General features: G+C 37.0%; 15 protein-coding genes and 1 pseudogene. 14 read left to right on the top strand and 2 right to left on the bottom strand.

All coding sequences use genetic code 11. The features are described from left to right. Nucleotides 1-290 precede the first annotated feature (290 nt). From TOL5_RS15810 to TOL5_RS15760, 11 genes are all read left to right on the top strand, one after another. A complete protein-coding gene (locus TOL5_RS15810) occupies nt 291-3878 on the top strand; it encodes a type VI secretion system Vgr family protein (protein WP_221260501.1) in 3588 nt (1195 codons plus the stop codon). Nucleotides 3879-3940: 62 nt separating this feature from the next. Beyond that, nucleotides 3941-8782, top strand: coding sequence for an RHS repeat-associated core domain-containing protein (locus TOL5_RS15805; RefSeq protein ID WP_228740292.1), 4842 nt, complete (start codon nt 3941-3943; stop codon nt 8780-8782). A gap of 9 nt (nt 8783-8791) precedes the next feature. Then, on the top strand, nt 8792-9484 hold the full coding sequence (locus TOL5_RS15800) for a tetratricopeptide repeat protein (protein WP_121775861.1): 693 nt from the start codon (nt 8792-8794) through the stop codon (nt 9482-9484). 531 nt (nt 9485-10015) lie between these two features. Continuing rightward, on the top strand, nt 10016-10222 hold the full coding sequence (locus TOL5_RS15795) for a hypothetical protein (protein ID WP_198114767.1): 207 nt from the start codon (nt 10016-10018) through the stop codon (nt 10220-10222). 2 nt (nt 10223-10224) lie between these two features. Then, nucleotides 10225-10458 (top strand): hypothetical protein, encoded by a 234-nt coding sequence (locus TOL5_RS15790; protein ID WP_121775884.1) that lies wholly within the window; start codon nt 10225-10227, stop codon nt 10456-10458. A gap of 346 nt (nt 10459-10804) precedes the next feature. After that, nucleotides 10805-11278 carry a tetratricopeptide repeat protein gene (locus tag TOL5_RS15785; RefSeq protein WP_199995906.1) on the top strand — a complete coding sequence of 158 codons (474 nt, stop codon included), beginning with the start codon at nt 10805-10807 and terminating at the stop codon, nt 11276-11278. Nucleotides 11279-11453: 175 nt separating this feature from the next. Continuing rightward, nucleotides 11454-11702, top strand: coding sequence for a hypothetical protein (locus TOL5_RS15780; protein WP_035299849.1), 249 nt, complete (start codon nt 11454-11456; stop codon nt 11700-11702). A gap of 57 nt (nt 11703-11759) precedes the next feature. Continuing rightward, nucleotides 11760-12200: a hypothetical protein gene (locus TOL5_RS15775; RefSeq protein WP_221260500.1), complete on the top strand. Its 441-nt coding sequence runs from the start codon at nt 11760-11762 to the stop codon at nt 12198-12200. Between the two features lie 45 nt (nt 12201-12245). Continuing rightward, nucleotides 12246-12683: a hypothetical protein gene (locus tag TOL5_RS15770; RefSeq protein WP_049044436.1), complete on the top strand. Its 438-nt coding sequence runs from the start codon at nt 12246-12248 to the stop codon at nt 12681-12683. 104 nt (nt 12684-12787) lie between these two features. Beyond that, nucleotides 12788-13054 (top strand): hypothetical protein, encoded by a 267-nt coding sequence (locus TOL5_RS15765; RefSeq protein ID WP_009583894.1) that lies wholly within the window; start codon nt 12788-12790, stop codon nt 13052-13054. Further along, nucleotides 13027-13221: a hypothetical protein gene (locus TOL5_RS15760; RefSeq protein ID WP_046761062.1), complete on the top strand. Its 195-nt coding sequence runs from the start codon at nt 13027-13029 to the stop codon at nt 13219-13221. Before TOL5_RS15765 ends, TOL5_RS15760 begins: the two co-directional genes overlap by 28 nt. 660 nt (nt 13222-13881) lie before the next feature. Here the strand turns inward: TOL5_RS15760 and TOL5_RS15755 are convergent. Continuing rightward, nucleotides 13882-14730, bottom strand: coding sequence for a tetratricopeptide repeat protein (locus tag TOL5_RS15755; protein WP_046761064.1), 849 nt, complete (start codon nt 14728-14730; stop codon nt 13882-13884). 114 nt (nt 14731-14844) lie between these two features. Further along, nucleotides 14845-15669, bottom strand: coding sequence for an IclR family transcriptional regulator PcaU (gene pcaU / locus TOL5_RS15750; protein ID WP_004828614.1), 825 nt, complete (start codon nt 15667-15669; stop codon nt 14845-14847). A 248-nt stretch (nt 15670-15917) separates the two neighbouring features. On the opposite strand from pcaU, the gene TOL5_RS15745 reads away from it, so the two are divergent. The 3 genes and pseudogenes from TOL5_RS15745 to pcaF all read left to right on the top strand — a co-directional run bounded on the left by TOL5_RS15745 (nt 15918) and on the right by pcaF (nt 18533). Beyond that, nucleotides 15918-16601 (top strand): 3-oxoacid CoA-transferase subunit A, encoded by a 684-nt coding sequence (locus tag TOL5_RS15745; protein ID WP_198114769.1) that lies wholly within the window; start codon nt 15918-15920, stop codon nt 16599-16601. After that, a complete protein-coding gene (locus TOL5_RS15740; RefSeq protein ID WP_121775262.1) occupies nt 16598-17251 on the top strand; it encodes a 3-oxoacid CoA-transferase subunit B in 654 nt (217 codons plus the stop codon). Before TOL5_RS15745 ends, TOL5_RS15740 begins: the two co-directional genes overlap by 4 nt. A gap of 74 nt (nt 17252-17325) precedes the next feature. After that, nucleotides 17326-18533: pseudogene (pcaF, locus tag TOL5_RS15735) on the top strand (3-oxoadipyl-CoA thiolase). The last annotated feature ends 5 nt before the right edge of the window (nt 18534-18538 follow it).

The following is an 18538-nucleotide window of genomic DNA, read 5'->3' as shown; positions in this document are numbered from 1 at the left end:
TTTTATAAAAATTGAGCTGAGTTTAGAGGGTTAATTTTTACGGTAAAAATAATTAAAATTTGATTGTTAATCTTAAAAAATGAAAAGACTCAAAGTTCAGTCTAAAAATAAAATTGAAGGCACTTTCTAAGATTCGTGATAAGGTGAAACTTTATTCTCTTTATCATGTTATGTAATTGAAACTTGAGAAAAACTCATCAATGTTATTGAGATAATGTAGACAGGTCTGTCTAGACTTTGACGCTATTTTTTAGTACACTACATCACAATCTAAAATCAAACAATAAACCATGTCTAACAATATTTATGTTGCTCTAGAGCAGTTGGGACTTACAGCGCAAAAGCGCGCCATACATTTGCAATTTTCAAATACCGCGCTCAATGATCAAGTTTTTCTTCAGCGCATTGAGGGCACACATCAGTTGAATGAGGGAATTCAACTGCAATTGATCTGTCTTTCGACAAATTCAGCAATACCTTTAAAGCAGTTTATTGGTGCTCAAGTCGCTGTTGATATCGTCAATGATCAATCCGAACTCAATCGAATTTCAGGAATTGTCACCCATGCAGATGCAGGCGCGAGTGATGGTTCTCTTTGCATCTATCGTCTTAAGGTTGAAGACCCAACCGCACTGTGGAAGCATCGTAGAAATTCCCGTGTGTTTATGGCGAAGTCGGCTGTTGAGGTAATTCAAACCGTATTTCAGGAATGGGTGCAACGTAGCCCACTGTTTGCTTCAAGCCTCACTTTAGACAAGAGCGGACTGACCAAAGACTATGATGTCCGTCCATTCCTCATGCAGCAATCTGAAAGTGATTTCGACTTTCTAACACGTTTGATGAGAGCTGAAGGAATTAATTGGCTAATTGATGAAGCTCAGCTGAAAGTGCCGAATACAACTGAACAAATTCAAGCACAAAAGTTAAGATTAATCGATGATAACGCTCAATTTAGTGCCTTGGAACGCCGTAACATTCGTTTTCATCGTAGCTCCGCTGTAGAAGCGAGCGATTCAATCATTCATTTTACAGGACAACGTTCACTTCAACCGACCTCAGTCCATATTCAACGCTGGCAAGCCGATGTATTAGATACAGATGAAGGTGCTGGTAGCGTTCAAAGTAAACACAACCATAGTGAAAATTATGACAATGCCAGCCTAGGTTTAGAACAAGCATGGCACTTTAGCCCTGCATGGATACAAGATATTAATGGAGAAGATGGTGCAACGCCATCGGGCAATAGTCAGGTTGAGCGCTTTAACCAAAACCTCAGCAATTACTATAATGTGCAAGCCAAACAATTTACTGCGATCTCGACAGTACGAGATGCGCAGGTTGGCTATCATTTCGAACTGAATGAACATCCAAGCATAAATCTAAAAGATGCTGCTGATCGGCAATTTCTAATCATATCCAAAACCTTTTATAACCAAAATAATTTACCGAAAGACTTAACCAACCAAGTCGAAACTTTGTTAAAACAAAGTGATTGGCAAATCACCAATATCACCACAAACAATAGTGAGGAACGCCAAGCCAATACACTGACGCTAATACGACGTAATATTGCGATTGTTCCTGAATATAATCCACTGCAACACCGTCCGATCGCATCACCACAACGCGCAATTGTTGTGGGTCCAAGTGGCGAAGAAATCCATGTCGATGAATGGGGGCGCATCAAAGTCCGCTTTCTGTTTACCCGTAATGAAGACAATACGCATGATGGTGGTGCAGGCTCGAATGACAATGATACCGACTCGGCTTGGGTCGATGTGCTGACCCCGTGGGCAGGTGAAGGCTATGGGGCAAGATTCTTACCGCGTATTGGAGAGGTTGTTGTTATCGATTTCTTTGCGGGGGATATTGACAGACCATTCATCGTTGGGCGCATCCATGAAGGATATCGTCATCCAACTCAATTTGATGGCAAAGGCAAACTGCCAGATACCAAAAAGTTATCAGGGATTAAAAGTAAGGAATATCAGGGCAGTGGCTACAATCAGCTACGCTTTGATGATACTAAAGGGCAACTTAGCAGTCAGCTACAGAGTAGTCATGGCGCGAGTCAACTGAATCTTGGAAAGCTCAGTCATCCAAAAGATCAAGCAGAAAGTGATGATCGTGGTGAGGGCTTTGAATTACGCACAGACCAATGGGGTGCATTACGCGCAGGGCAAGGCTTACTGATTTCGACCTATGCTCAAGATCAAGCCAAAGGTGATCATTTAGAGAGTGAGATTGCCCAAAAGCAACTTGAAAGCAGTCAGACCAATAGTAAAGCTTTAAGTGATATTGCTAAAAACCAAAAGACCGATGAAATTGAGTCGATTGAGCAACTGAAAGCTTTTGCTGAAGCAATTGAAAAAGATATTGCCAAGTATAAAAAAGCAATCATGCTGTTAAGTTCAGCTGATGGCATTGCCCTGAGTACGCCTGAAGATATTCACCTTTCAGCAACAGGCATTATCAATCATAGTGCAGGCGACAGTATTAACTTCAGTACCCAAAAAAATCTGTTGGGACATGCGTTAGGAAAAGTGAGTTTATTTGCGGCACAGGGCGGCATAAACTTTATTGCGGCACAGGGTAAATTTAATATTCATGCGCAGTCAAATGCTTTAGATGTATTTGCCAAGCTTGGAATCACCATTTCTTCGACTGAAGACCGAATAGAAATCAGTAGCCCGAAAGAAGTATTGATTACTGGTGGTTCATCGCAAATCGCATTGAATGGCTCAGGAATTTTCCCCAAAACAGGTGGAAAGTTCGAAGTCAATGCAGGGCAACATACCTTTAAGCCGGGTGCCAGTGTCAGTAAATCAGCACAACTTCCACCATCGAATCCAATGAAAGGGGCACTGGACTTACTGAAAAGTTATGGTGGAAAGGATTTCTTTAAGCAAACAGGCTTTAATGTCATTGATTCATTTGGCAAGCAAGTTTCTGGCAAATTGGATGGCAATGGTTTTGCAAAAGTGACAGGTATTGCACCTGGACCTGCCAAAGTTGAATTTGAAACCGATCCGCGTAGTGCTTGGAATCAAGGTAGTCATTTTAATCGTGATTATACATGGTCAGAAGAAGCAGTCGGTGGCGTCACTGGTTTTGCCCAAAATGCCTTAAAATCGATGGGACAAAATATGATGTCTCAACTTAAGGATAATTTGTTCTCACTGAATGGTGATTCCCAAAAAAACATGGGTAAAAATGCTCTAAAAGACCTTGGAACACAAAGTCTAGGGCAGTTTAAACAACAATTTACTCAAAGTGCATTAGGTTCAGTCTCTTCAGCAATGAATTTAAATCTGTCTCCATCTCAGATGATGAATGTTGGACAGATGATTGCCAATCCAAGCCAAACCTTACAAAACATCAAAGACCAAGGTATCGATTTCTTTAAAGATCAAGCTTCAGCTGCCTTCGCTCAAAAGAGCAGTGGTTTGTTATCCAACTTAACATCAGCAACAGGTTTCGGTTCGGGATTAGGACAAGGGTTTGTCGCAGAATCTTTTGGCTCAGGTCAAAACCTTGCAGATACGCCTGTAAAAGTGGTCGATGATTTTGTGAAAAAGGACGAGTATTTTTCTCGGTTCTTGACGTATAGCATTACCACGCGCAAAGGCGAAGCATCTTCATCACCGACCATAGCCCAGAGTATTCCTCAAACTGTAAGTCAGCCTTCACCCATCTTGACCCAAAACACTTCGCCTGTTTCACCCCCTCAAGAGGTGAAAAAACCGCAGTCGATTTATAATATGGATAAAGATGTGGTGCGTATGGATTTAGAAGAATCCCGTTATGTCACCAAACAAGTGACGGTACGCAAAACCACGCCTGAAGATCCAGATGTATATAGTGCACGCAATAAGTGATTGAGTATTTTTAGATTTTTCTTGATTGAAATTAAAAATTAAAACGTATTAAGGTTAAGCCCATGGCATTTATAGACAGTAAAAACCAGACCGCAGGGTCCAATACAACAGAAACATCTCGCACAAACAATACAAAGCCAGCAGTCGAATTGGCAGTATTTAACTTAGCCAGTGTGACGCATACAGAAGACCATAAATTTATTGCGCACCAAATTCAGAAATACCTACAAGCATGCGGAAATACCAGCCTCGAACAAATCAAAGCCAGTGCCAATATCCCGACAGTTGCCAATATTTTTGCATTGTCTGGTAGTGTGTTAGATCTGATTCTATTTGCCGCAGAACCCAAACAAGCTGATGCCGGTGTACAACAAGCAGCATTGTTGAGCATGAACTTAATCGGTTTATTTTTACAACCGAACACCGAAGCTCATGTGCGTATGGCATTACGTCCAATGTTGGGGTTAATGGCTGAGTGTCTATATCCAGCCAATGGCAAAATCAAAGAAGCCGACTTACGTCGTATGCAGTTGCACTTAAATGCACAGATGGCAGGGGATTTAGAAAAATTCCTACAAGAAACACAAGCCAAACTCACAGGCTTACTGTCCAGTGCAACAACACTGGGGTCTTCAATCTTGCAAGCCTTTACCACCAGTGTGGCAGGTGGATTGCCAACAGTGACTACAGGCACAACAGCTGAAAAGCGAGACCCCAACCTACAATTTAGCAATTGGGCGCAGCCATTGATTGATTTGTTGGGCGCACCCGCACAAGCAGACATGACTGCAAAGATTTCAGCGCCTCATTTAACTTTGCAAACGGAAGTTCAAAAAGCCGCCCCATTACTTGCTACAGCGATCCAACAACAAAGCAATGCGGGTACACGATATAGCCTAGCTTGGCTGATTCAAGAAACCCTAAACGCCATTCAAACACAGGGAAAAAAAGCCACAGCCAGCGTCCCCCTCAACCAAACAGGCGAACATGAACAGCATATCAATGGTGATATTTTAGAGTTTGTGACCTTACAGCCTGATGCGTTAAATGATCCGATTTGTGCAACATTGATTGAAGATCAAAGCTCCAAAACAGAGCACAGTATCAGCTATGCGATTGGTGCTGAACGGGTCAATCACGCAGACTTCTATTTACCTAAACTGGGTTTTGCCTTTAGCCGACAATATAACTCACAGATGAATGAGTTTGACTACAGTATGATCGGTGCACGATGGATGATGCCATTCTCCAATGTGATCATACACAACGCACAGGGCTACTTATTTATCGACAGCAATGGGCGCAAACACCAACTACCAGCCTCGATTGTCGATGAACGCTATCAAGTTCCCTTTGAAGGTTTTAGTGTCGCACCCTATGAACAGGGAGATTTATTACTCAACTTTGGTTCAGACTGGAACTTCCATTTTCATAGTTTTAATGCTGGAAAACATTACCATCTGGTCCAACAATTCAATGAACAGACCGATGAAAAAGTCGTACTGACCTATTTATTATACGAACAATTTGCCTACTTGCAGGGCATCGATTTCCAATTGAAACGTGCCAAACATTTACTTAAATTTGCTTTTAACGAACAAGCCAAAATCATTGCTGCATTTGTTGATGAACAAGCAGAACCCTTAGCACGCTATGAATACGATACACAAGGCAACCTGATTAAAGCCACGGATCAAAATGGGCATACGCGCAGTTATGAATATAACCAAGCCCATCAATTGACTCGCTATACCGATCGTACAGGGCGTGGACAAAACATTCGTTATGAATCGACCTCGCCCAAAGCCAAAGCGATTGCAGAATGGGCAGATGATGGCAGTTTTAAAACCCGCTTAGAATGGCATCCACGCTTACGTCAAGTTGCGGTCTATGATGCCTATGATGTGCCAACCCATTACTATTTCGACTTAGATGGCTTTACCTACCGTACCCGTTTAGCCGATGGTCGAGAAAAGTGGATTTCCCGTGATCGTCAAAAACGCATTACCCGACAAATTGACTTTACAGGGCTTGAAACCGAACAAGTGTACAATGACCAAGATCAACTGGTAAAAATAGTACAGCCGAATGGTGGCATCATCCTGTTTGCCTATGATGAAGCAGGCAACCTGACCGAAACCAAAGATCCTGAAGGCAATATCTGGAAGAAAGAATATGATGCTGATGGCAATGTCAGCAAAGACATTAACCCATTAGGGCAGACCACCCAATATAAATATAACAATGACAACCAATTGGTTGAAGTGATTGATGCCAAAGGTGGCTCAAAGAAAATCCAATATAACGACCTTGGGCAAATGATCTCCTATACCGACTGTTCAGGAAAAAGCAGTGCTTGGGAATATGATGAAGACGGAACACTGACAGCACAAGCTGCTGCGGATGCACAACAAGTCCAATATCTATATAGCACTCAAGGCAAAGACAAAGGACAGTTGCAAACCATCATTTATCCTGATGGATTAAAAGAACAATTTGAACACGATGAAGAAGGGCGTCTACTCAAACATACCGATAGCAAAGGCTTAATCACCCAATACCAATACAACCCAGTTGGGTTATTAGAACAACGCATTGATGCCAATAGACACCAAATCGGCTACCAATGGGACAAACAAGGTCGGATTCAAAAACTGATCAACCAAAACCATGCTGAATACTTATTTGACTACAACCGTTATGGGCAATTGATCCGTGAACAAGCCTTTGATGGAGAAGAAAAACACTTTAGTTATGATGAGAATGGATTCCTATCGCAAATCCGTCAACCGAATATTCTGACTGAATTTAGCTACCATCAGGGTGGAGCGATTGCATCAAAAACCTATACCCATTTGCAGACTCGACATCGTCAAGTTGAAGAATTTGAATACAACTTAAATAGCCAATTGAGCAAAGCCAGCAATGCAGAAAGCCAAATTGACTTTTATCGCAACCCACTTGGACAATTGGTACGAGAACACCAACACTACAAAGTCCCGAATCTGCCTGCACTGAGCGCAGTGCTACGTTACGAATACGATGAATTGGGCAATTTGACCCAAACCATCCGACCCGATGGACAAGTCCAAGCCAATCTCAGCTATGGCTCAGGGCATATTTATGGCATTGCTTTTAACCAACAAGACATGGTGGCATTTCAGCGAGATGATTTACACCGAGAAACCACACGCTTGCTTGCCAATGGTTTGGTGCAAAACAAAAACTATAATGATATGGGCTTACTCAGTTCACAAATCATTCGACATGAACAAGAAACACTCGATCAGTTACAACAACCCCAATTACAACAAGCAAAACATCAAGCAGAACGACATTACCACTACGATAACAACTACCTACTGACTCAGGTGGATGACAGCCGATTAGGTAAGTTAAGCTATCAATACGACCCAATTGGACGCTTAATTAAAGCGCAAAACCTGTATAGTTCTGAAAGCTTTAGTTTTGATCCTGCGGGGAACTTGATCGACCCGATTGCGACACAAACATCACAAGTCAAAAATAACCTGATCACCCAATATCAAGGCAAGCACTACAAATATGATGCGCAAGGCAATGTGATTGAAACCAGTCAATCAGGTCAGACCTTAAAACTGACTTGGGATAACCTTAATCGACTGATAAAAAGCGATCACAATGGTCAAATTACAAACTATGGTTATGATGTATTTGGACGTCGATTATTTAAGAAAAATGCCACTGAGGATAGTCTGACTTTATTTGGTTGGGATGGTGACTTGATGATTTGGGAGTCGCAACGATCAAACAAAGAAAAAGAAAACTACACCAAACACTATGTTTATGAACCAGATAGCTTTGTACCGTTATTACAAACAGGCTATACCCGTTTTATTCAACTGATAGAAACACCTGATTATCGTCAATTCCAAGATGTCCCTTATTCGATTTATAAAGACCCAGTGTGGAAAACAGACACCCGAAAGAACAAAGCTGAATTGGAACGTGTTGCGTTTTATCACTGTGATCAAGTGGGCACACCACAAACCTTAAGCAATGAGTTAGGCGAGTGTATTTGGGAAATTAAACAGGACACATGGGGTACAGCTTTAGAAATTAAGGCAATCGAACAAGACAACCCATTTGGACATAGTAATATTCGTTTTCAGGGGCAATATTACGATAAAGAAACAGGTTTACACTATAATCGTTATCGTTATTACGAGCCGTATAGTGCAAGGTATGTGAGTAAAGACCCGATTGGGTTGAATGGTGGGTTAAATAACTCGGTTTATGTTCTTAATACTTTGCGTTGGATTGATCCGATGGGTTTACAATTATGGGATGGAACAGAAGAGGTTTTATCTTTTGACCTTTTTAGTAAAGGTAAATACAATTTAAAGTCACAATGTATTGATAAGTATGAGGTTGAGGTCGAGGTTGATACTATAGCTTTAGGAACAGGTAAGGGGTTGGCACCAGGGGGACGCACAAAAGGTGGAATACAACTTTATGATAATAATGCAACAATTTATCCAGATGGATTAAAAGGAGCGTGGGGAGGAACTGCAGCCAATGCTTCCGCAGGAGGGAAAGGGGCTCAATATGGGGTAACGGCATTAGGCAGCGCTGTTACTAATATTCAATTTGATACTAATACTGCTACTACAAATGCTGGAGTAGGAATGTTTTTAGGAAAAGTAGTAAGGGTAAAAGAAACTTGGAAATATTGTGGTTTAAATGAACCTCCAAAATGTGGTCCTAATGGTTGTTTCGACAAAAGACGATCAAATAAACCTGCGAGTTCGCATTTTAATCCAGCTCCAATAGCTAGACCTACTGTTAAAGAAAAAACCCCTCCAGCATTAGATATGACTCCTCCGAGTAAAAATCATCCAATTAATATACAGTTTCCTTTTTAAGAGTGCTCTATGAAGTTAATCACTACTTTATTTTTTACATTTAACCTTTTGTTTTTATCTAGTTGCAGCGATGCAAGCCAGAAAACAGTTAATGCTAATGAAGAAACATTAAATATTAGCCAAAATGAAAATACTGATTATCAATATAATTTGGGAATGGACTATTTATATGGTGAAAATGGAAAGGAAAGAAATGATAAAAAAGCAATGTATTGGTTTAAGAAAGCAGCAGATTTAGGTGATGCTTCTGCTCAGAATAATTTAGCAATATTATATGCAGAGGGAAAGGGAGTGAGTAAAAATGAAAATGAAGCTGAGAGATATTTTGAAATGGCAGCAAAACAAAATCATCCAAATGCATTAGTTCAGACTGCAAGAAGAATATTAGAAAAAAATAGCATTGAAAAGGATAATAATAAAGAAGAAAAAGCTATAAAGTTGTTGGAAAAAGCAGCCGAACAACAAAATAATGATGCATATATATATTTGAGTAAATTATATTTAGATAAAGATAATTCCGCTGATAGAGGAAAAGGAATATTGTGGTTAGAAAAATCAGCTAATTTAGGTGATTCAGAATCAATGATGAAATTGTATGATTATTATAAGAGTAATAAAAAATATGAAGCTGAAAAATGGCTGAAAATGGCTTATCTATATAAAAATAAAGAAGCTATAAAAGTATTTGAATCTCGTGAGTAAATAGGAGTTTTATAATTGATAATAAAATTAATGAAGAAAAGTAGCGAAGAAAATAATGTGAGATAGAGTTGCGAACTTAATATTCGAAATTCGAGTAAATATCATAAAGATATAATTTTATTGTTTTTAATATTATATTTTTTATGTGGGATTATATTGTGTTAGGTTGGAAAAAATATATCTCAATAAAGTGGTTGGAGGAATCATGTTTTATGAAAGAATAAAATTTTACACTAGCCTTAATGAATTATTTAAAAATAGTTAAGAGTATTTGTAAAATTTCAGTTTTGAAGGTATGCTTAATTGAAAAATGTTTATTATGAAATTTTTGTATGTATAGTAGTTATCTCTATTCTACTATATAGAGGTGGTAATTGTTTAATAAATAATTATTGTGGCTTAACTAAGATAAGTAGATTAGTTGAAAATGGGTCTAGCGAATATATGTTTACAATAATATTTTGTGTTTTATTTATAGTTATTAGTATTGTATATTTATTTTTTATTATTAAGAGAAGACGGTTGTAATATATGAAGTATTTTTTAAAATTATCAGTATTTTTTTTGTTTTCTATATTTAGTGGTTTGATAAATGCTCAAAATTATAAGCCAATTATTAATGTCGATGACTTTCAAAAAAAAGATGAATGGTTTTTGGGCGGAGAGCATATACATACAGATGTTAAAAAAATAAAACTGAGAATTATAGGCAAGAATTTTATAGATAAAGAGATTTAGATTTGCATTATTTAATTTTTAATAAAACAGTTGTAGATTATGCTTATTATGAAATAAATAATATTAAAAATTATGAATATACGGAAATTTTTTTAAATTGTGATAATAAAAATAAAATAAAGCATCGTTCGATATTAAATAGTGATGGTAAATACTTGTCATCGAAAATTTATATTTTAAGCTTTGATGATGATAATTCAAAGGTAAATGAAATTGTTTGCAATGAAGATAAATAATAAAATTTATAATGTAAAGATTATTGATGCCTGTAGGAATTGTGATGCTTTATAAGTTTATAAAAAATGGAGGTGGTTGTTCTCTTTTAGTATTATATTTTATTTCTGAAATGCTTTTCACATGCTTTCATTATAAAGAATGTAGGGCAAGGAGAACACTAAATATATATTTTAATGAATCATTTAGTTATTATTTTTCATTGTTTGTTTTGTTTGTTGGTGTGATTTTTAGCATTCTTATGGTAATTAATTTTTTTATAAAAAGTCTTGATAGTAAGGATTCATAATTTGGGAATTATATTAAACCAACTCCAATGAATATCAATGGTTTGTAGAGTAAGTAATTATGAAAATTTTGATGATTTTAAGTATATTTTTAATTTTTAGTGGATGTGCAAATAGTGCTTCATATGAAAAAAGCTATGAATTAGAGTTAGCCAAGGCAGGCAATATTGATGCACAATATAATGTCGCAATGAATTATTTAAATGGAATAGATGGATTTCCTAAAGATGAAAAAGTTGCTAAAGAGTGGCTAGAAAAAGCAGCAAAAAAAGGTGATGCACCATCTCAAAATGGATTAGGTATTATGTATTTAAGAGGAATAGGTGGAGAAAAAAAATTAAATAAGTCAGAGTATTATTATAGATTGGCTGCTAATCAAAATCATGAAAATGCTCAAATTCAATTAGCACTAATATTACTAGACAAAGACAAAAACAAAAATATAAATGAAGCTGTAATCTGGTTAAAGAAATCTGGAATGCAAGGAAACATTGAAGCTCAACAAAAGTTAAAAGAACTTGGTGTGAAAATGTAAAAATCCTGTATATGAGTGCGGATAAAAAGGGATGTGCAATTATCAAGAACAAATTATTTGGGGTACTAAATTAGGTGCTAATTCTATAGCAGGTTATAAAATGAGGAGCAAGAGCAGAAGAAAAATAATCAGAAGGATAAAAGTATGAAATAGTGTAAAATTATAGGAAATTATGATGTTAGAATTTTTTATTACTATGCTGTCATCTTTTTTAAGAATTAAGAATAAACCCTATCTAACTTTCTTTTTAAGAACTATTATCATAAGTGTGATAACAGCAATGTTTTTAATTTTTTTCAAATCAAACGATCAAGATATAATGAAAAGTTTAAATTGGTTGGCTGGTTGTTCTCTATTTTTTGGATTAGTTATAAGCTTTATTGCAGGGATATGTGAAATTGGAAGAGAAAATGTTGAAAAATAAGCATCAGTATTTTTTATAAAAAATAAGAATCAGATCTTAAAATTTAAGGTAATTATTATGAGAAATTTTTTATTCTATTGCTTTGTGTTTAACTTTATGGGGTGTGGTGAGTTAACACAACAACCAACTGAAATTCAACAAGCACAGATTGATGGGAAAAATGAAGTGAGTAAATGGTTTAATGAGTATAGTCCTGATCTAAATTCAGAAATTATAACAACACGTTTTGTGAGTTATGTATTGACTTTAGATAAAAAGTATAACTCTGATATAAATAAAAAAATTTTGTCAGAATGGTTGAAAAATGGCTGGAGAACAGTTACAGATGATGAGGGTAAAAAATTTTTTTGTGATAAAAATGGAAATATTATGGAAGTAGTTACACCTTTTTCAATAAGCAATAAGAAGGTAAATGGAATTTTAGCTGCTCAGCAAGAAAGTGAATGGTTAGTTGGTTATCAGTATCGTATAGGTGGAAATTATGAGTGTAGAGAATAGATGCGTTTTGTTTTTTATTATAAAACATATTTTGTTAATTGAGCTATGAAATCAGTATCCTTATATTTTGTGATTTTTTGTTTAATGGGCTGTGGCGAAATAAATAAAGAGCCTAATAAAATTCAGGAAAATGAAATTAATGCAAAACATGAAATCAGTAAATGGTTTGAAAATTATCAACCCATTATGGCTTCAGAAATTATTACCACTCGTTATATACTTTATGTTTACACATTAAACAATAAATATAATCCTGATATAAATAAAAAAATCATTTCAGAATGGGAGAAAAGTGGTTGGCGTGCAGTCAAAGATGAAGATGGTAAGAAATTCTTTTGTGATAACAATGGGAATATTATAGAAACAATTGAACCTCTATCGATCAATAATAAAAAATTAAATGGAATTGTGGCAACTCAATTAGATGATATATGGCAAATAGGGTATTCGTACAGAACAGGTGGAAATGATGAATGTAAATAATTAGGGTGTATTGAAACTTTTACACTAAAAATAGCAAAGTAGTAAAATTAAATTGTCAAATAAAATTATTTCGGATCAGAAAGCGAAAGAGGCAAAGAAATAGAATGCTGACAATTATTGCTGAGGTAATTATTTCTTTTTTCATCTCTAATTATGAAAGTGAAAAATATCCATATTTAATTAGTTTTTTTAAAGGAATAGTTTTAGGCGTATCTGGTTTTATTTTAGGAATGCTAATTGATTTTTTTAATAAGGATTTAATGGATTTGCAGGGAGTATTATTATTTTTTCTAATATCAATAGGAATTGGCTTGTTATGCTCTTTGTTCTTTATGGGGTGTAAATGGTTAGATTTAAACTCAAAAAATTAGCTAAAAAAGAAGCGAAATTAATTATTCAAGTTGAAGTATTAAATATATCTATGAACTTAAATAATCCAGTAGGAATAACTACTTGGTCAAATTCGGCTTTAATAGGTGCTACCTCAGGGAGCATTGCTAAAGACATATTCAAATCTGATAAAAAGGAGAAGAAATAAATTATGATTACACTAATCGCAGAGGTTATAATTAGTATTTTTATTTCCAACTTTAAATCAAAAGATCATCCGTATCTGATAAATTTTTTTAAAGTGATAACAATAGATTTAATTGGATATGTTTTAGGAAATATAGTGGGGTATATCGAAAATCATAAAGTTATGGAATACAGTAAAAAATTATTTTTTTATTGTTACACAAATTATAGGCTTTTTTTATTTATTATCGAGGGTTGATTTTTTAAATGGAGAAAAAATAAAAGCTAAGAATTTTATGCGAATACTTTTAAATTTTATTTTGACTGTTTAGTAGCAAATTTAAAAACAGATTTTTATAAAGAACCAGAGGTATTGGATGAAACAAACCAAAAATATAGTGAATTTGTAATGCATTCAAAAAAACTTATCAATTGTGTATGAAGAAATGAAAAAGATTTTCAATATTTTATTTCTTCTTTTAGCTTTAATATATTTTTTATTTAAAATTTTAAGTTGTTATGTTTACTATTATTGTGGAGTGAATGGTAGGTTTTTCTTAGTAGAATCTTTCACTTATGATTACTATTGGACAATTATTTTAAATTCTATAATGCTGGCTATTGCTATAGGAATAATGATTTTTTCTTTAAAGAAATAGTCAGAAGTTATGATTTAAACATATTATTTAAGTTGTGATAATTCATCGTAAGCTAGAGAATTACCCGCTTGAGCAGACTCCTCAAACCAGGTTCTTGAAATTGATAGATTTTTATCAACACCCAAGCCATCTTTATAGATTTTACCTAAATGATATTGTGCGCCACTATCACCTTGATTTGCAGCTTTTAAAAACCATTGATATGCTTGTGAATAATCTTGTTTTATACCATCACCTAAAAAATACATAAGCCCTAAATTATATTGAGCATCAACCTCACCTTGTTCAGCAGCTTTTATATACCATTGAGATGCTTTTAGTTTATCTTGCGACACTCCATGACCATGTAGATACATATTACCTATATTATTTTCAGCAGCAGAATACCCAGCATTAGCTGCTTTTAAATAATATTCAGATGCTTGAGCGTAATTTTCTTGTACACCTATTCCATCTTTATAAAAATTACCAAGCTCATTTAATGATGGTACATCGCCTAAAGCAGCTGCATCTTCAAATAACTTTTTTGCTTGAGCATAATCATTTTTAATACCTGAATCACTACTTAGTAGAATAGCTAAATTATATTTCGCTTTTGCATATCCTTTATCAGCCGATAATTCATACCATTTAAATGCTTCTATAATATTGGGTTTTAGGTCTTTATAACCATCTGTGAACAAAACTCCCATATTATATTGAGCTTCAGGATCACCTTTTTCAGCTTTAGACTTAATCTCATTGATATCAATAGCGGAATTATTAGCGCTATATTGTTGATTATTGTTGTTGCTATCAGTTGATTTAGCGCACCCTGAATTTAAAACACTAAGTAAACAAATTGTTAGAAAAATTTTTCTTGTATAAAACATATTTTATCTCAAACTGAGTAACGTCAAAAAATTATTTTGATATCTATTAAATTTTAATAATAACATGAGCTGAAAATAATAAACAAACTTAAATCATATGATCAACTTTCCCACCTAAACCACTTGTCTCAAGTCGCGTGCTGTTTCCTGTAACAACGGCAAAATATGCGTAATTAAATAATCTTGAGTCGTACGGATCGTTGGAGACACAATATTTAAAGCTGCAACTACATCAGCATTGGCATCATAGATCGGTACAGCAACTGCATGTACACCTAACTCATGTTCTTCACACGAGTAGCACCAATCTTGTTCCTTAATCTCATGCAACAATGCCAAAAACACTTCACTGTCTGTATGGGTATATTTAGTCAATCGCTTCAAAGGATATTTTTCTAACCACTCTTTTTGCTCATCTTTATTTAGATGTGCCAACAAAATTTTGCCTGCGGATGTGGCATGAGCAGGGAGTCGGTTACCCAAATGCAAACCATAAGGATTAACACGGTCAGTTTGTTGATGCGCTGCACTGCGTGCAATGGTAATGGCTTCATAACCATCCAGCACCATGACTGAATAAATCAGTGATGTTTGATTGGTGAGTAAGTTTAATAAAGGCTGACAAATTTTAGGTAAGGGAGAACCATCCAGATACGCACCTGAGAACTTTAAAATTTTGGGGGTTAAATAATAATAATGACCATCAAAGTCTAAATATCCCAAGTATTCTAAAGTCAGTAAATGACGACGTGCAGCAGCACGGGTCATGCCTGTTTTCTCTGCGGCTGTACTCATATTTAAACGATGACGTTCAGGACCGAAGCAATCTAAAATCGCCAAGCCTTTGGCAATCCCTGCGATAAAGTCTTCATGTCGAATCACTTTCTTATTTTCACGGTGATGAATCAAGCGACGATTTTTATTTTTATCATTTTCCATAATTTAGAGCATTCCTACAAAATCCTTTGATGAATAATTATTCTAATCGAAACACGACTAATTTAGTTGGATAATGTTCGATGATCGAACATTAAAAATAATAATCGCACAAAATAGCTTTTAGAAGATAGAAGTCTGTTCAGAATTTATCAAGAATAAAGATAAGAAATCCGAACAAAACACTCAACTTAGTTTTATCGACTTTTAGGATGAAAAATTGAGTGCTACACAGTACAGGAAGTAGTCAGATGATTGATAAGCGTGCCGGCTCATTGACAGAGGTTTTGTCACAAATCAAGGATGGTTCAACCATTATGATTGGGGGCTTTGGAACCGCAGGACAACCCGCAGAGCTGATTGATGGATTGATTGAGCTTGGCGTCAAAGACTTGGTCATTGTCAACAACAATGCTGGCAATGGCGATTATGGTTTGGCAAAACTCCTCAAATCAGGGGCTGTACGTAAGATCATCTGTTCATTCCCACGCCAGTCTGATTCATGGGTATTTGATGAACTCTATCATGCAGGCAAGATTGAACTAGAACTTGTTCCTCAAGGAAACTTGGCATGTCGCATTCAAGCAGCGGGAATGGGTTTAGGGGCAGTATTCACACCAACAGGTTTTGGTACATTGCTTGCCGAAGGAAAAGAAACCCGTCATATCGACGGAAAAGACTATGTGCTTGAGTATCCGATCAAAGCTGATTTTGCTTTGATCAAAGCCCATCAAGGCGATCGTTGGGGCAATCTAATATATCGTAAATCTGCACGAAACTTTGGACCGATTATGGCGATGGCTGCGGATGTCACCATTGCACAGGTTTCTGAAATCGCAGAACTCGGTCAACTTGATCCTGAACATATCATTACACCAGGGATTTTTGTACAGCATGTAGTTGCTGTCAATGCGGCACAGGGAGAAGCACAATGAGTTACCAAAAACTAAGCCGTGACCAAATTGCAGAACGTGTTGCACAAGACATCCCCGATGGCGCTTATGTGAATTTAGGTATTGGTTTACCGACCAAAATCTCAAAATATCTTCCTTCAGATAAAGATGTATTCCTACATTCTGAAAATGGTTTGTTGGCGTTTGGTCCACCCCCTGCCAAAGGCGAAGAAGATCCTGAACTGATTAATGCAGGTAAAGAATTCGTTACCATGCTTACAGGCGGAAGCTTTTTCCATCACGGCGATTCTTTTGCCATGATGCGTGGTGGGCACTTGGATATTGCAGTATTGGGTGCCTTCCAAATTGCTGAAAATGGTGATCTTGCCAACTGGCATACAGGCGCACCTGATGCAATCCCTGCGGTGGGTGGTGCGATGGATTTGGCAGTCGGTGCCAAGAAAGTCTTTATCACCACTGACCATGTCACCAAACAAGGCGAACCCAAAATCGTGGCTGAGCTGACGTATCCTGTGACTGGCAAAAAATGTGTCGACCGTATCTATACCGATCTATGTGTGATTGATGTTACTCCAGACGGTTTAAAAGTGATTGAAAAAGTAGCGGGTCTCAGCTTTGAAGAATTGCAGTCGATGACGGGTGCTCAATTGCTTGATGCAACACAAGGATAATAAATCTCCTCTAACCCTTTTTTTAAAGGGTTAGAAGCACTGCTTCTTAAGAGAGATTATTTAAGGAAAAACACATGAAAAATGCTTATATCATTGATGCCATTCGAACTCCATTTGGTCGTTATGCTGGTGGACTTGCAGCTGTAAGAGCGGATGATTTAGGTGCAGTGCCAATTCAAGCCTTGATGCAACGCAACCCGACTGTGGATTGGCAAAAAGTCGACGATGTGATTTATGGCTGTGCCAATCAGGCAGGTGAAGACAACCGAAATGTGGGTCGTATGTCGGCATTATTGGCAGGGCTGCCTGTTGAAGTGCCTGCAACTACGGTCAATCGTTTATGTGGTTCGTCACTGGATGCGATTGCGATGGCAGCACGGGCGATTAAAGCCAATGAAGCCGATCTGATCATTGCTGGTGGTGTGGAATGCATGAGTCGAGCACCCTATGTGATGGGTAAATCCGAGAGTGCTTTTGGGCGTAGCCAAAAAATTGAAGACACCACCATGGGTTGGCGCTTTATCAATCCAAAGCTAAAAGACATGTATGGTGTAGAGACCATGCCACAAACGGCTGAAAATGTGGCTGAGCAATTCAAGATCAGCCGTGCTGATCAAGATCAGTTTGCATTGAACAGCCAGCAACGTACAGCAGCAGCACAGGCACAAGGATTCTTTAAACAAGAAATTGTTGCTGTGACCATTCCTCAGCGTAAAGGTGATGCTTTGCTGGTGGATCAAGATGAGCATCCACGGGCTTCAACCACATTGCAAGCCTTAAAAAATTAAAAGGTGTGGTGAAAGCAGAAGGTACGGTAACTGCGGGTAATGCTTCAGGAATTAATGATGGTGCAGCCGCTTTACTGATCGCATCAGATCAAGCCGCTACACAATATCAATTAAAACCACGTGCCAAAATCATTGCAGCAACAACCGTGGGTATAGAACCTCGAATCATGGGATTTGCACCTGCACCAGCGATCAAGAAATTACTTCAACAGGCAAATCTGAGTTTGGCGCAGATGGATGTGATTGAGCTGAATGAAGCATTTGCTGCCCAAGCTTTAGCGGTGACTCGTGATTTAGGCTTGGCAGATGATGATGCACGGGTCAATCCGAATGGTGGTGCGATTGCTTTGGGGCATCCATTGGGTGCATCAGGCGCTCGCTTGGTGACAACCGCCCTCAACCAACTCGAACAGATTCAAGGGCAATATGCCTTGTGTTCAATGTGCATCGGTGTGGGTCAAGGTATCGCCATGATTATTCAACGCGTCGAGTGAGGTCT

The sequence above is a fragment of the Acinetobacter sp. Tol 5 genome (genome assembly GCF_019702905.1).
Taxonomy (GTDB): domain Bacteria; phylum Pseudomonadota; class Gammaproteobacteria; order Pseudomonadales; family Moraxellaceae; genus Acinetobacter; species Acinetobacter bereziniae.
This window is presented reverse-complemented; position numbering and strand designations above follow the sequence as displayed.

Excerpts from the sequence above, each read along its gene's own strand:
- TOL5_RS15810 (WP_221260501.1), top strand. The coding sequence starts at position 291 with ATGTCTAACAATATTTATGTTGCTCTAGAGCAGTTGGGACTTACAGCG.
- TOL5_RS15805 (WP_228740292.1), top strand. The coding sequence starts at position 3,941 with ATGGCATTTATAGACAGTAAAAACCAGACCGCAGGGTCCAATACAACA.
- TOL5_RS15800 (WP_121775861.1), top strand. The coding sequence starts at position 8,792 with ATGAAGTTAATCACTACTTTATTTTTTACATTTAACCTTTTGTTTTTA.
- TOL5_RS15795 (WP_198114767.1), top strand. The coding sequence starts at position 10,016 with ATGAAGTATTTTTTAAAATTATCAGTATTTTTTTTGTTTTCTATATTT.
- TOL5_RS15785 (WP_199995906.1), top strand. The coding sequence starts at position 10,805 with ATGAAAATTTTGATGATTTTAAGTATATTTTTAATTTTTAGTGGATGT.
- TOL5_RS15780 (WP_035299849.1), top strand. The coding sequence starts at position 11,454 with ATGTTAGAATTTTTTATTACTATGCTGTCATCTTTTTTAAGAATTAAG.
- TOL5_RS15775 (WP_221260500.1), top strand. The coding sequence starts at position 11,760 with ATGAGAAATTTTTTATTCTATTGCTTTGTGTTTAACTTTATGGGGTGT.
- TOL5_RS15770 (WP_049044436.1), top strand. The coding sequence starts at position 12,246 with ATGAAATCAGTATCCTTATATTTTGTGATTTTTTGTTTAATGGGCTGT.
- TOL5_RS15765 (WP_009583894.1), top strand. The coding sequence starts at position 12,788 with ATGCTGACAATTATTGCTGAGGTAATTATTTCTTTTTTCATCTCTAAT.
- TOL5_RS15760 (WP_046761062.1), top strand. The coding sequence starts at position 13,027 with ATGGTTAGATTTAAACTCAAAAAATTAGCTAAAAAAGAAGCGAAATTA.
- TOL5_RS15755 (WP_046761064.1), bottom strand. The coding sequence starts at position 14,730 with ATGTTTTATACAAGAAAAATTTTTCTAACAATTTGTTTACTTAGTGTT.
- pcaU (WP_004828614.1), bottom strand. The coding sequence starts at position 15,669 with ATGGAAAATGATAAAAATAAAAATCGTCGCTTGATTCATCACCGTGAA.
- TOL5_RS15745 (WP_198114769.1), top strand. The coding sequence starts at position 15,918 with ATGATTGATAAGCGTGCCGGCTCATTGACAGAGGTTTTGTCACAAATC.
- TOL5_RS15740 (WP_121775262.1), top strand. The coding sequence starts at position 16,598 with ATGAGTTACCAAAAACTAAGCCGTGACCAAATTGCAGAACGTGTTGCA.